The organism is Candidatus Pantoea multigeneris (assembly GCF_011752615.1).
GTDB lineage: Bacteria > Pseudomonadota > Gammaproteobacteria > Enterobacterales > Enterobacteriaceae > Pantoea > Pantoea multigeneris.
In genome coordinates this window covers 23,105-37,608 of the sequence record NZ_VWXF01000012.1, presented here as the reverse complement: position 1 = coordinate 37,608, position 14,504 = coordinate 23,105, and the positions used below count along the sequence as shown (strand labels likewise).

Genomic DNA, 14,504 nt, shown 5'->3' with positions numbered 1-14,504 from the left:
TTGCCGCGTTATGATAACCTTGCTTAATCTCTGGTCTTTTCACGCTGTTCGTCAGGCTGCCAGGAGGTCATTTTTTAACCGGAAGAGCTATCCTGATCATAATTCAGACTATTAGCCTTTTTATCCAGAAGGTAAGACCTCATACTAATAAAAAAAATTAATGTGTCGATATTAACTGGGCCCGAATTTTTAAGAATATTCACCGCAAGATAGATGTAAATAAATCGTAAGGAATCGTTTTTCCATATTCTCAATCATGTGTTTTTGTATCTGACCACGCAAACACAGAAAGTATGGGGAAATTAATAACATTATGATTTAAATCAAAAAAAACGAAATAAATTAGTGAACTGATTGATAATCCATAGCACCATAAACGAAATAAATCCTGCTGATTGCAGAGTTTACCTTTTAATCACGGCACTTTTTGCTACATTGCCGGTCACATCCTATACGGCTGTAACGTCTGAAGAAGAAGCACAATCAATGGTTGTGCGCTACATTTGCTCGCCCCAACGAAGGTTGTCATGAAAAATAGCAGTTGCTTTAACTCATCTCTGCTGCACCCACGCTACTGGTTTACCTGGTTTGGCCTTGGTGTTCTCTGGCTGCTGGTGCAGTTACCTTATCCGGTTTTGATTCGCCTTGGGGCGGGCGCTGGGCGTCTGTCGCGCCACTTCCTGCAACGCCGAGAGCGGATCACGCGTCGCAACATCGAACTGTGCTTCCCAGGGATCAGTGATGAGGAAGCCGAGAAAATGATCGCGGCTAACTTTGCTTCGTTGGGGATGGCGTTAGCGGAAACCGGTATTGCCTGGTTCTGGTCCGATCGTAAAGTGAAGAAGCTGTTCCAGGTCAGCGGCCTCCACAACCTCCACTCCGCACAGGATCAAAAGCGTGGTGTGATGGTGATTGGCGTGCACTTTATGTCGCTGGAATTAGGTGGACGTATCAGCGGGTTGTGCCAACCTATGATGGCGATGTATCGCCCGCACAACAATCGTGCGATGGAGTGGGCGCAAACCAAAGGACGCATGCGTTCTAATAAAGCCATGATTGACCGTCGCGATCTGCGTGGCATGGTTCAGGCATTAAAGCAGGGTGAATCGGTGTGGTTCGCGCCAGACCAGGATTATGGCCCGAAAGGCAGCACCTTTGCCCCATTGTTCGCTGTCGAAAAAGCGGCAACCACCAACGGAACCTTTGTGCTGTCACGCCTGGCAAGACCTGCCATGTTGACCATTGTGCTGATTCGTAACAGTGCCAAAGATGGCTATAAGCTGATCATTGGGCCAACGCTGGAGAATTACCCGCACGATGACGAAGCAGCTGCTGCGGCTTACATGAATAAAGTGATTGAGAGCGAGATCCTGCGCGCACCAGAGCAATATCTGTGGCTGCACCGCCGCTTTAAAACCCGTCCACCGGGTGAGGCTTCGCTCTACGTTTAAAACTGACCATTTCACAGCACGAAATGCGCCAGCAAAAGGCGCGGGTAACTTTCCACCCGCGCTGCCTCCTCCCAAACCGCATTAAATGACCCTTGTCACATCATCTTAAAATTCCTGGTTTTTTTCTGGCAGCCAAACATTTATCAACTATTCTTAACGAAAAACAGGTTGTCAAAATTTGTGCAGCCTTTTGTAATGGTGTCCATTTCTTTTTTTCTGACCGGTAATCATGACAATCCCTTTTCATGCTCAACGCCGTGCTATGCTCGGTGTCGCTATTGCTAGTGCCTTGCTCGCTGGCTGCGCCAATCCTCATGGGCTGCACACCAGTAATCATAAACTGGATGCAAATACACTCCAGGCGAGTGACACGCTTAAATCCGCTAAACTGAGTCCTGCTAATTGGCCAAAAGCCGAGTGGTGGAAAGGGTTTAACGATGGCCAACTCAACCGTTTGATTGGCGATGCCATGGCATCCAGCCCGGACCTGCAAGTGGTCAATGCACAGGCGGCCAAGGCGAACGCGGGCGTGATTGCTGCTCAGGCTGCACGTTATCCAACTCTGGACGCGAATGCGGGGATTACCCGTTCGAGAGTCGCCAAAGTTGATGACCCATTATTGCAGGGTAAAAGCTACAGCACGCTGCGCACAGCGAACCTCAGCGCCAGCTATACGTTTGACCTGTGGGGCGGCCAGAAAGATGCCGCTGAAGCCGCGATTGGTGCTGCGCGCGCCAGCGAACTGGATACCCAGGCGAGTAAGCTCACCCTGGCGGCTAACGTCACTCGTGGCTGGATCAACCTGAACCTTGCCTGGGCGAAGCAAAAACTGGCGAAAGATACTCTCGACCGCGCGGATGGCATTGCCAAAATCCAGCAGCAGTACGTCTCTGCCGGCCTCGCTTCTGATTATCAATATAAGCAAGCGCTCTCGCAGCAACGCAGCGCGCAGTCTTCTCTGACTGCGGCTAAACAAGCCGTCACCGATGCCGGTATTCAGCTCTCAACGCTGGTCGGTAAAGGCCCGGACTACTGGCATAGCCTGAAACCAACCACCATCAATATCCCGGTGGAAGCAACACTGCCAACTACCATCCCCGCAGACTTGCTGGGTCGTAGGCCGGACGTTGTTGCGGCGCGCTGGCGCGTTGAGGCAGCCTCGAAAACTATCGCGGCGACCCGCACCGAGTTCTACCCGAATATCAACCTGGTGGCTGAAGCGGGGACGCGCTCACTGCTGGGAGATGCCCTGTTCGGTGCCCCAAGCCGCTTCTTCAACGTTGGCCCAAGCCTGTCATTGCCTATCTTTGACGGTGGTAAACGCCGTGCGGATCTGGCAGCCAGCAACGCGGACTACGACTTAGCCGTAGCGCGTTATAACCAGCTACTGATTAGCTCAGTAAACAATATTAGCGATACCATTACCCAGATGGCCTCACTCCAGGATCAAATTGCCCAGGAAGAGAGTGCTGATGAGCTGATTCACAGTTCATGGGAAGACCTGCATCGCGAATACACCGGCGGTCTGCGCCCTTATCTGGACGTCTTGAGCATCCAGAACCAGCTTATCGAATCCGACGAGAAGATGGTTGAGTTGAAAGCACAGCAGATTAACCTTGCCGTGGTATTGATTGAAAATCTGGGCGGCGGCTTCCAGCCGTAATCGCCTTAGCGGGTAACTGCTCTCCGCGGTTACCCGTTATCTCTTTCCGTCTGGCTTTCCTTTTCGTTTTCCGCTTACTATCCCCTTTCGCCGATGTCATGTGAAAGGATCAACGAATGGAGTTTTCTCTGCCTCGCGAGGCTTCCTGTCCGCTGTTTGACGATCGCCCCACCCCGTATATCGAAGTCAATGCGTTGCGGCTGCAACGTAATCTGGCACAGATGCAGCATAAAGCTAACCAGGCAGGTGTTGCATTACGCCCACATATTAAAACCCACAAAAGCGTTTATATTGCTCAGCAGCAAATTGCGCTGGGGGCACAAGGGGTTACGGCCTCCAAACCCAGTGAAGCGCAAGTGTTTCTGCGTTCGGGCATACGCGATATTCTGGTGGCCTATCCCATTGTTACTGCCAGTACATTGCAGCCATTACTGGAAGAAGCGCGTCGCTACCAGGCGCAACTGACGCTGATTGTTGCGACTCAAGGGTCGGTTGCAGCCATCGCGGAGGCATTACGCGTAACGCCCAACGATCGGGTGCGTGTCGCTATTAAAGTGGATGTAGGCCTGCATCGTATTGGGGTTAATCCTGAAGGTCATGAAGCACTTGAACTGCTCGACGCGCTCAATACGCATCACATCCCTTTCGCGGGGCTAGTGGCTCATGCGGGCCACGCTTATGGTGCTGGCGCACCGGATGCGATTGCACAGATCGCACAACAAGAAGCCGCCACTTTGCTGGCACTGCGCGAGCGCATTTTGGCGCAGGGTGCCAGCGAATGCCCCCTCTCGGTCGGTTCCACACCTACCGCGCTGGCAGCACCCGTTGCTGCAGGCGTGAATGAGATTCGGCCCGGGAATTATGCACTGTTAGATCTGACAGCCTGGCGGCTCGGCCTGTGCCAGCCCAACGAGTTAGCCATGAGCGTGACAACGCGCGTGGTTTCGGTGAATGCTCACTACATCATTGTTGATGCAGGCTCGAAAATGCTGAGCTCGGACAAAGGCCCGCACGGCACAAATGCCAGCGGCTTTGGTATTGCTATGGATGCAAATGGCAATCAATGGGAAGTGGCCAAGCTTTCGGAAGAACACGGTTTCCTGAACCTGTCCGGGGTGACGCCAGAGCCTGGCAGCTTGCTTCGCATCTATCCGAACCACAGCTGTGCGGTCATGGCGCAGTCGAACAGCTACGTATTGCGAGAAGAAGATGGCAATAGCCAACTGATGCTGATCGACGCACGCGGCCAGTTTATTTAACTTAAGGTACGGGCATTTTGCCCGTACTGCCAAAGCCGCTTTTACTCCACACTTCTGCATACACGGCATTTTCCCGCTGTGCCGGACATGCTTTAATGCATTTTTAGCACTTTTTCAGGAGGGATCATGCTGCCATCACAAACTCTAAGTATCACCATAGCCCGACACTGGTTAGATCTGTATGAAACCATCTGGAAGCCGGAGTTCTTTGCCAAATGGGCATCAGGCATTAGTAATGGCACATTAGAACCCGAAGGCAATGCCTGGCGCGCCACAGGCCCTGAAGGGAGTGTGAAAATTCGCTTTACCCCGCACAACACGTTGGGCGTGATGGATCACTGGGTCGATACTGGTTTTGGTAAAGAGATCTATATGCCTATGCGCGTCATCGCTAATGAGGCAGGGGCACAAATTCTCATCACCGTTTATCGTCAGCCGCTGATGTCCGATGAGAAATACGCTGAGGATATCGCCTGGGTGAAGAAAGACCTGGCACGACTAGATGCAATATTAACCAAATAAAACAATGCATTAAATTGGTATTGCACGCGTAGAACTGAAGCCGCTTTGTACATCCTGAACGGGTTACTTGCGGCATCATTTTTATTTTTCATCCTCCACGGTACACGGGCTGACGAACATCAAGAGCTGAAGTAACATAGCGCCTCTCTTGAGGAGTCCACTATGTTATTAACTGTCCTGTATATCATTGGCATCACCGCAGAAGCCATGACCGGTGCGTTAGCGGCCGGGCGACGTAAAATGGATCTGTTTGGTGTCATCATTATTGCCTCCGTGACCGCAATTGGCGGAGGGTCAGTGCGCGATATCCTGCTGGGTCACTATCCACTGGGTTGGGTTAAGCATCCTGAATACATCATGATTGTTGCAGCAGCGGCAGTTATTACCACCTTAGTCGCACGCCTGATGACGCATTTACGCAAAGTATTTCTGGTACTGGATGCATTAGGCTTAGTGGTCTTCTCAATTATTGGTGCTCAGGTTGCACTGGATACCGGTCATGCCATGTTAATCGCCGCAATCAGCGCTGTAGTTACCGGTGTTTTTGGCGGCGTGCTGCGCGATATGTTCTGTAATCAGATCCCACTGGTGTTCCAGAAAGAGATTTATGCCGGTATCGCCTTTGCTTCTGGCTGGCTCTATATTTTGCTGCTGAAAACGGCGTTGCCTAACGAAGTTGTCGTGATTATTACACTGCTGTTTGGCTTCGCTTCGCGCTTGCTGGCACTCCGTTTCCGCCTTGGCTTACCCATCTTCAACTACCCCGACGCCGACCACTAACGCTCTCTGTGGAATGCCCTGCTGCTGGAGAAACAGTATCAGGGCGCGCAGCTCTTCATTCGCTAACATCGTCACAAGCTGCTGCGCCAAGTGATTGCCAATACCAGGTAACAACTGCCACGCCTGCTGATCTCGTGCCAGCAACTGCTCCCAATTTTCATCATCGAGTGTCTTTAATGCCTGCTGTGGTATGGGTAGCCCTAGCGCTGCGACCCAACGCTGAAATGGCTGGCGGCGGGTTTGCTGTAACTGCTGCCAGACTTTCTCTGCACGCTGCGGCGTAAAACCACCGGCATGCGCAACCTGTTCTGGCGTCAACGTCAGCCAGGCAAACAGATGTGAAACATCGCCCTGGCTGATCAGGCGCAGCCAGTTACTGCGTTGCATCCCCGAAATAGCGAGGGATTTTTTGCCGCTGAGATGCGCCAAACGTGCCAGAAACTGCGGCTGACACTCTGCGGAAAAAGCCAGACAGCTCAAAGCATGGAAGTGCTCTGCGGGTGGCTGTGGGTAGTCACGCGCCTCCACCCGCCAGATAACCCGTTCCAGCCTGGGCACACCCTGTCCGGCAAGGCTTAATGTTATCTGGTCTCCAGCCACAATATCCCGTTCGCGCCAGCGCCGCACAGACCCCAGGCTAACACGCCGAACTGTTTTGTCGTCCAGTTGTACCGGCTGTACGTTAAGCACCACTGTGATTTTACCGGTTCGCCCAACGTTAAACGCTACGGAAAGCACTTCAGCAGTGACGTGCGGCGGCTGATATTTCCACGCTGCCAGCCAACTTCCCTGCCCCGGACGCCAGTGTTTTCCCTGCGGCACCGCAGACTGATGTAACACCACACCATCCGTCACAAACGGCAGCGGCGATGTGAACCACCGCTCGCGTAAAGCCGCGACTTCATCTTCATTCGCTACCCGTTCACTCCACTGCTCGGCCAGAGGAAAGCCCCACTCGGTCAGTTGTTGCAGGCGCTGTTTGAATGTGACCGCTCCGTCGGGCAAGGCCCAAATAAATATGCCTGTCTGGCTCAGCAAGGGCAGATTCTTTTTACCCATCATCGCTCCAGCAATCTGAGCGCGGGCATTCATTCCTCCCGCCTGCGACTGTCGATGACCGGTCATCATCAGGAACAATTCCCCCTGAAGCGTCACTTCAGCAAGATGCGTAGAAATGTTTAGCGGAATAGCGGGAATGAAGGGGGCTTTTGCTATCCACTCTTCTCCTCTCAACCCATCTCCCCGGCTGATCAAAGAGACCAGTTTTCCTTGTTGGTAGACCAGCGTAACTGCAACGCCATCCACTTTGGGCTGTAACCAGACCTCGCCTCGATCTTGCATCCACCAGGCAACATCCAACGCAGTACGTAACTTACGCACTCCGGTGTGCGCTACCGGATGCCACTGCCCACCCTGATCGGGAAGATTCGGGCTATAGCGTGCGAGTTCGGGTGAAAAGCACGCTTGCCAGTCTTCCAGGCGCTGAGTCAGACGGTCATAGTCAGCGTCTTCAATCAGGCTTTTCCCCTGACGGTAGTAGGCATCATCCCAGTGCCTGAGTTGCTGCTGTAACTGCGTCATTTCCTTTTCGGCGCGAGCAGGTGTCCAGTCGGGGCAGAGCCCAACGGCAACGGTTGGGCAGACGAACAGCATCAATGAAAAGAGTACAAAAAAGCATCCCTGCATAACTCACCCTCCGGTTTTTCCCGGCGGCTATTGCAGCGCCTTTCCCGCATTGCTGCCAGGCGAAATCTTCCTCTTCCGGAAGCCCCTCGCAAACAATCAGCAGCAAATACAGGCTATTCATTAGCGTTTGCGACCGGGCTCGATAAAAAGAATTACCCTACGCTTTCGCGCAAACGCTGCGAGAGTGGCTTAAGCCGTGTATACTGTGCAGGAAATCAACTCCGCTCTTTACGCAATTCAAGAAGATCATGGCTCAAGGCACGCTTTTTATTGTTTCTGCCCCCAGCGGCGCAGGTAAATCTAGCCTGATTCAGGCACTGTTAAAGACACAGCCACTGTACGATACGCAGGTGTCTGTTTCTCACACCACGCGTAACGTGCGCCCCGGTGAAGTTCATGGCGAACACTATTTCTTTGTCAGCAAAGAAGAGTTTGAAGGCATGATCGCTGCGGATGACTTCCTTGAACACGCGCAGGTGTTTGACAATTATTACGGTACATCGCGTAAAACCATCGAGCACGTATTGTCGACTGGCGTTGACGTTTTCCTGGATATCGACTGGCAGGGCGCGCAGCAAATTCGGCAGAAAATGCCCGCCGCACGCAGCATTTTCATTCTGCCACCGTCAACCGATGAACTGGATCGCCGTCTGCGTGGCCGAGGCCAGGATAGCGAAGAAGTCATCACCCGTCGTATGGAACAGGCCGTCGCTGAGATGAGCCACTACGCGGAATACGATTATCTGATCATCAACGACGATTTCGATTTGGCGCTGACCGATCTAAAACACATTATTCGTGCCGAGCGTCTGCGCATGTCGCGGCAGAAAATGCGGCATGATGCTTTAATCAGCAAACTATTGGCAGTCTGAAGTCACTTTCAGTATGATGCCCAGTCATTTCTTCATCTGTGGAGTAGCACACCTATGGCACGCGTAACCGTTCAGGACGCAGTAGAAAAAATTGGTAACCGTTTTGACCTGGTGTTGGTCGCTGCACGTCGTGCACGTCAGATGCAGGTAGGCGGTAAAGATCCGTTAGTACCAGAAGAGAACGATAAACCTACCGTTATCGCTCTGCGCGAAATCGAAGAAGGCTTGATCACCAACCAGATTCTGGATGTGCGCGATCGCCAGGAACAGCAAGAGCAGGAAGCTGCGGAACTGCAAGCAGTTACTGCTATCGCTGAAGGTCGTCGTTAACAGCCAGCCGCAGGTCACCCTTGTATCTGTTTGAAAGTCTCAATCAACTGATTGAAAAATACTTGCCAGAGGAGCAGATCAAGCGCCTCAAGCAAGCTTATCTTGTTGCACGTGATGCTCACGAGGGACAAACACGTTCCAGCGGTGAGCCTTACATTACTCATCCGGTTGCTGTGGCCTGTATTCTGGCCGAGATGAAGCTCGACCATGAGACACTCATGGCCGCGCTGCTCCACGATGTCATCGAAGATACGCCCGCAACCTATCAGGATATGGAACAGCTGTTTGGTAAGAGCGTTGCCGAACTGGTGGAAGGCGTATCCAAGCTGGATAAGCTGAAGTTCCGCGACAAGAAAGAAGCGCAGGCCGAAAACTTTCGCAAGATGATCATGGCGATGGTGCAAGACATCCGCGTCATTCTGATCAAACTGGCTGACCGCACCCATAACATGCGCACCCTCGGCGCGTTGCGACCGGATAAAAAACGTCGCATCGCGCTGGAAACGCTAGAGATTTACAGCCCTCTGGCGCATCGCCTCGGTATCCATCACCTGAAAACCGAACTGGAAGAGCTTGGCTTTGAAGCCCTCTATCCGAATCGTTTCCGGGTGATTAAAGAGGTGGTGAAAGCGGCGCGCGGTAACCGAAAAGAGATGATTCAGAAGATCCTTTCTGAAATCGACGGACGCCTACAGGAAGCCGGTGTTCCCTGCCGTGTCAGTGGCCGTGAGAAACATCTCTATTCGATCTACCGTAAAATGCACCTGAAAGAGCAGCGTTTTCACTCGATCATGGATATCTATGCCTTCCGCGTTATCGTAAAGGATGTTGATACCTGCTATCGCGTGCTCGGCCAGATGCACAGTCTGTATAAGCCACGTCCAGGACGTGTCAAAGATTACATCGCAATTCCTAAAGCTAACGGCTATCAATCTCTGCATACGTCGATGATTGGCCCGCACGGCGTGCCCGTCGAAGTTCAGATCCGTACCGAAGATATGGATCAGATGGCTGAAATGGGTGTTGCGGCACACTGGGCCTACAAACAGGCCGGTGAAAGCGGTACTACGGCACAAATTCGTGCTCAGCGCTGGTTACAAAGCCTGCTGGAGCTACAACAGAGTGCCGGTAACTCATTTGAATTTATCGAAAGCGTAAAATCCGATCTCTTCCCAGATGAGATTTACGTCTTCACGCCTGAAGGGCGTATTGTTGAACTGCCAGCGGGCGCAACCCCGGTAGACTTTGCTTACGCCGTTCATACGGATATCGGTCACGCCTGTGTAGGCGCACGCGTCGATCGTCAGCCTTATCCGCTCTCGCAGTCACTGACCAGCGGACAGACTGTCGAAATTATAACGGCACCGGGTGCTCGCCCTAATGCCGCCTGGCTTAATTTCGTCGTCAGTTCCAAAGCTCGCGCTAAAATTCGCCAGCTATTGAAGAACCTCAAGCGCGAAGACTCCGTCAATCTGGGGCGTCGTCTGTTGAGCCACGCATTGGGTGGCAGCCGTAAACTGGCTGAAATCCCGGCGGACTTTGTACAGCACGAATTAGAGCGTATGAAGCTCGCCACGCTGGACGACTTGCTGGCTGAAATTGGCCTCGGTAATGCGATGAGCGTCGTCGTGGCTAAAAATCTGCTACAGCAGAGCGGAACAGTTCAGGCGAACAGCAAACCCGGCAAACTGCCTATCAAGGGCGCTGATGGCGTTCTGATCACCTTTGCGAAGTGTTGCCGTCCGATTCCAGGCGACCCGATTATCGCCCATGTCAGCCCAGGTAAGGGTCTGGTGGTGCATCACGAATCCTGCCGCAACATTCGCGGTTACCAAAAAGAGCCGGAGAAGTTTATGCCGGTGGAATGGGATAAAGTGACCGATCAGGAATTTGTCGCCGAAATTAAAGTCGACATGTTCAACCATCAGGGGGCATTAGCCAATCTGACGGCAGCGATCAACACCGCCAGCTCAAATATTCAAAGCCTGAATACTGAAGAGCGCGATGGCCGCGTATACAGCGCCTTTATTCGCCTTACCGCCAACGATCGCGTCCATCTGGCGAATATCATGCGAAAAATCCGCGTGATGCCTGATGTGATTAAAGTTCACCGAAACCGTAATTAGTGCATGAACGCTCAACGTTTTGCTCGAATCCAGGAGATGCTGGCCCTGCGCCAGCATGATCTCACCGTCTGCATGGAGCAGGTTCACAAACCGCACAATGTCTCTGCAGTCATCCGCACAGCTGACGCTGTGGGTATCCATGAAGTACATGCCGTCTGGCCTAGCCAGCGTATGAAGGTCATGGTTTCTTCTTCTGCGGGCAGTAATAGCTGGGTCAAAGTCAAAACGCACCAAAACATCACTGAAGCGGTGAGCCATCTTAAAGCCCAAAACATGCAGGTGCTGGCGACCAATCTGTCAGACAAAGCCGTCGACTTCCGTGAAATCGACTATACCCGCCCAACCTGTATTTTGATGGGGCAGGAGAAAACCGGCATTACCGCCGAGGCCTTAGCGCTGGCGGATCAGGATATTATTGTCCCGATGGTCGGCATGGTGCAGTCACTCAATGTGTCCGTTGCCTCCGCGCTGATTTTATATGAAGCCCAGCGCCAGCGACAAAATGCCGGGATGTATCAGCGTACCTATAGCACCCTGGAAGAAGATGAGCAGCAGCGCTTATTGTTCGAAGGCGGCTATCCGGTTCTGGCGCGAGTGGCAAAACAGAAAGGCTTACCTTATCCACGCGTTAACCAGCAAGGCGAAGTAGAAGCCGACCCAAGCTGGTGGGCCACAATGCAGTCTACGGGTAAATAATGCAGGGTCGTCTGCTGGATGCCATACCGCTCAGTACCCTGACCGGCGTCGGTGCCAGCCAGGCAGCTAAGCTGGCAAAACTGCATCTCCACACCATTCAGGATCTTCTGCTGCATCTGCCCTTGCGTTATGAAGATCGCACGCAGCTCTATCGCATCAATGACCTGTTGCCCGGCGTCTGGGCGACGGTCGAAGGTGAAGTCCTCCATACCGAAGTCACTTTTGGTCGCCGCAGAATGCTGGTGTGCCAAATCAGCGATGGCAGTGGTGTGTTGGCGATGCGTTTCTTTAATTTCAATGCCGGGATGAAAAACAGCCTCGCCACAGGTCGACGCGTTACCGCCTATGGCGAAATTAAACGCGGGCAGCGTGGTGCTGAGATTATCCATCCCGAATACCGTATTCAGGGCGAACAAAGCACGCTCAGTCTGGAAGAGACGCTAACCCCCGTTTACCCCACGACTGAAGGTGTACGTCAGGCAACATTACGTAATCTGACCGATCAGGCGCTAACGTTGCTGGATACCTGTGCGATTGCAGAACTGCTCCCCCCTCAGCTAAGCCAGGGACTCATGAGCCTACAGGATGCGCTGCGGACACTGCATCGTCCGCCGCCAGATTTACGCCTGTCGGAGCTGGAGCAGGGGCAGCATCCCGCCCAACGCAGGCTGATTCTGGAAGAGTTACTGGCACATAATCTGAGTATGCTGGCGGTACGAGCAGGCGCACAGCGCCATTACGCTTTACCCCTGCCGGCGCGCCATGACCTAAGTGACAAACTGTTAGCCGCCCTGCCCTTTTCTCCTACCAGCGCGCAGCAACGTGTTGGCCGCGAGATCGAGCAAGACCTGGAAAAAAATTTCCCGATGATGCGTCTGGTACAGGGTGATGTGGGTTCCGGTAAAACGCTGGTGGCTGCGCTGGCGGCTTTAAATGTTATCGCCCACGGCAAGCAGGTTGCTTTGATGGCACCTACCGAGCTGTTAGCAGAGCAGCATGCCAATAACTTCCGCCAATGGTTGATGCCGCTGGGCCTCGACGTTGGCTGGCTGGCCGGTAAACAAAAAGGCAAAGCACGTCTGGCGCAGCAGGAAGCGATTGCCAACGGTCAGGTCGCAATGGTGGTGGGTACGCATGCCCTTTTCCAGGAGCAAGTTCAGTTTAACGGGCTGGCTCTGGTCATCATCGATGAACAACATCGCTTCGGCGTACACCAACGCTTGGCGTTGTGGGAAAAGGGGGAAGAGCAAGGTTTCCATCCCCATCAGCTGATTATGACCGCGACACCAATCCCGCGAACGCTGGCAATGACGGCATATGCCGATTTGGATACATCAACCATTGATGAACTGCCGCCAGGCCGTACTCCGGTCACCACCGTCGCTATTCCAGATAGCCGCCGCGCCGATATTATTGAACGCGTGCGTCTCGCCTGTGGTGAAGGACGCCAGGCTTACTGGGTTTGCACTCTGATTGAAGAGTCGGAACTGCTGGAAGCTCAGGCCGCAGAAGCGACCTGGGCCGAGCTAAAATTATCACTGCCGGATTTACAGGTCGGTCTGGTCCATGGCCGGATGAAATCGGCGGAAAAACAGGCCGTCATGCAGGCATTTAAAGCCAATGAGATTCAGCTACTGGTAGCAACAACAGTGATTGAAGTTGGAGTGGATGTGCCAAACGCCAGCTTGATGATTATCGAAAACCCAGAGCGACTAGGTCTGGCTCAGTTGCACCAGTTACGTGGCCGCGTCGGGCGCGGAGCGGTCGCCTCCCACTGCGTGCTGCTGTATAAAGCGCCACTGAGTAAAACCGCGCAGCGCCGCCTGCAAGTCCTGCGTGACAGTAATGATGGCTTTGTGATTGCCCAACACGATCTGGAAATTCGTGGTCCCGGAGAACTGTTAGGCACCCGCCAAACCGGCAACGCTGAATTTAAAGTGGCCGATTTACTGCGCGATCAGAAAATGATCCCCGAAGTACAACGCGTCGCGCGCCATATCCATCAGCACTATCCTGAGCAAGCTGTCGCCCTGATTGAGCGCTGGCTGCCAGAGACTTCACGTTACAGCAACGCTTAATCTCGCCCCTGGCTGCGTCATAAGAAAACAGAATGCATTTGAATCAATGTTGAGTTGACAGGATTCAAATGAATCCCGCACTATGAACCCCAGAACTTCAGCAGCAGAACATAATTTTGCGTGTTATTTTACTAACGCCAGGGGTTATCATGTCAGCAATTATTAATAAGCTTAAAGCCACATTCGCCGTTGCAATTCTTTCCGCCACCTTTTCCACACTGGCACAAGATAAAATTATGGTGGGTGTTGATACTGCTTTTGTTCCTTTTGAATTCAAGCAGGGTGATAAATATGTTGGTTTTGATATTGATCTCTGGGATGCGATCGCCAAGAAAATTCACGTAAGTTATGAATTGCATCCAATGGATTTCAGCGGACTGATTCCTGGTTTGCAGGCGCGTAACCTCGACGTCGCCATGGCGGGTATTACCATTACCGATGCGCGTAAAAAAGTGGTCGATTTCAGTGACGGCTACTATAACGCCGACTTACTCATGGCGGTAAAAAGCAGCGACACCTCAATCACAAAATTCAGTGACTTAGCAGGAAAGCGCGTGGGTTTAAAACAGGGCACCGCAGCGGCCAGCTTTATGAAAGCCAAATATAAAGCTAACTACGTTGAGTTCCCTAATATCGATAACGCGTATCTCGATCTGCAAGCCGGCAATCTGGATGCGGTCGTGCATGACTCACCCAATGTGCTGTATTACGTGAAGACCGCGGGAGATGGCAAAGTCAAATCAACCGGAGAAACGGACAGCATCCTGCCACAGCAATACGGTTTTGCGATGCAGAAAAACAGCAGCCTGACACCAAAGGTTAATGCCGCGCTGAAAGATTTACGTGCTGATGGCACCTATAACAAAATCTACGTTAAATGGTTTAATAAACAGCCAAAATAATGTTCATATGCCGGGGAAACCCGGCATACCTTATTTTTCAGTCTCACCGTAATAATCAACTTTCATTTATCAGCCGCCTGGAAAATCTCGACAAGAATTCCGCCTAAAACTCGCAAATTTGCGAGCTGACTCTGGATGT

General features: G+C 52.5%; 12 protein-coding genes. 11 read left to right on the top strand and 1 reads right to left on the bottom strand.

Going from position 1 to position 14,504, the window contains the following annotated elements; all coding sequences use genetic code 11:
• Nucleotides 1–527 precede the first annotated feature (527 nt).
• The 5 genes from lpxP to F3J40_RS21160 all read left to right on the top strand — a co-directional run bounded on the left by lpxP (nt 528) and on the right by F3J40_RS21160 (nt 5,675).
• Nucleotides 528–1,451, top strand: a complete 924-nt coding sequence (gene lpxP, locus F3J40_RS21180) for a kdo(2)-lipid IV(A) palmitoleoyltransferase (protein ID WP_017348865.1) — start codon at nt 528–530, stop codon at nt 1,449–1,451.
• A 229-nt stretch (nt 1,452–1,680) separates the two neighbouring features.
• Nucleotides 1,681–3,114, top strand: coding sequence for an efflux transporter outer membrane subunit (locus F3J40_RS21175; RefSeq protein ID WP_167017861.1), 1,434 nt, complete (start codon nt 1,681–1,683; stop codon nt 3,112–3,114).
• A 116-nt stretch (nt 3,115–3,230) separates the two neighbouring features.
• Nucleotides 3,231–4,373 (top strand): alanine racemase, encoded by a 1,143-nt coding sequence (locus F3J40_RS21170; protein WP_167017859.1) that lies wholly within the window; start codon nt 3,231–3,233, stop codon nt 4,371–4,373.
• 126 nt (nt 4,374–4,499) lie between these two features.
• Entirely contained in the window at nt 4,500–4,895 is a 396-nt protein-coding gene (locus tag F3J40_RS21165) for a hypothetical protein (RefSeq protein ID WP_017348868.1), read from the top strand.
• Between the two features lie 162 nt (nt 4,896–5,057).
• The gene (locus F3J40_RS21160) at nt 5,058–5,675 is read left to right on the top strand and encodes a trimeric intracellular cation channel family protein (RefSeq protein ID WP_017348869.1); all 618 of its coding nucleotides are present in this window, start codon (nt 5,058–5,060) and stop codon (nt 5,673–5,675) included.
• On the opposite strand, the gene ligB is transcribed toward F3J40_RS21160, so the two are convergent.
• Complete coding sequence (gene ligB, locus F3J40_RS21155; protein WP_167017857.1) at nt 5,640–7,361, bottom strand: NAD-dependent DNA ligase LigB; 1,722 nt, start codon at nt 7,359–7,361, stop codon at nt 5,640–5,642. The genes F3J40_RS21160 and ligB overlap by 36 nt on opposite strands.
• A 248-nt stretch (nt 7,362–7,609) precedes the next feature.
• Between ligB and gmk the strand changes: the two genes are divergently transcribed.
• The 6 genes from gmk to glnH all read left to right on the top strand — a co-directional run bounded on the left by gmk (nt 7,610) and on the right by glnH (nt 14,365).
• Nucleotides 7,610–8,233 (top strand): guanylate kinase, encoded by a 624-nt coding sequence (gene gmk, locus F3J40_RS21150; protein WP_017348871.1) that lies wholly within the window; start codon nt 7,610–7,612, stop codon nt 8,231–8,233.
• Between the two features lie 54 nt (nt 8,234–8,287).
• Nucleotides 8,288–8,563, top strand: a complete 276-nt coding sequence (gene rpoZ / locus F3J40_RS21145; protein WP_017348872.1) for a DNA-directed RNA polymerase subunit omega — start codon at nt 8,288–8,290, stop codon at nt 8,561–8,563.
• Between the two features lie 20 nt (nt 8,564–8,583).
• A complete protein-coding gene (gene spoT, locus F3J40_RS21140; protein WP_017348873.1) occupies nt 8,584–10,689 on the top strand; it encodes a bifunctional GTP diphosphokinase/guanosine-3',5'-bis pyrophosphate 3'-pyrophosphohydrolase in 2,106 nt (701 codons plus the stop codon).
• A 3-nt stretch (nt 10,690–10,692) separates the two neighbouring features.
• On the top strand, nt 10,693–11,385 hold the full coding sequence (trmH, locus tag F3J40_RS21135) for a tRNA (guanosine(18)-2'-O)-methyltransferase TrmH (RefSeq protein WP_167017855.1): 693 nt from the start codon (nt 10,693–10,695) through the stop codon (nt 11,383–11,385).
• Nucleotides 11,385–13,463 (top strand): ATP-dependent DNA helicase RecG, encoded by a 2,079-nt coding sequence (gene recG, locus F3J40_RS21130; protein ID WP_167017853.1) that lies wholly within the window; start codon nt 11,385–11,387, stop codon nt 13,461–13,463. The genes trmH and recG overlap by 1 nt, the downstream gene beginning before the upstream one ends.
• A 149-nt stretch (nt 13,464–13,612) precedes the next feature.
• Nucleotides 13,613–14,365: a glutamine ABC transporter substrate-binding protein GlnH gene (gene glnH / locus F3J40_RS21125; RefSeq protein ID WP_167017851.1), complete on the top strand. Its 753-nt coding sequence runs from the start codon at nt 13,613–13,615 to the stop codon at nt 14,363–14,365.
• Nucleotides 14,366–14,504: the final 139 nt, after the last annotated feature.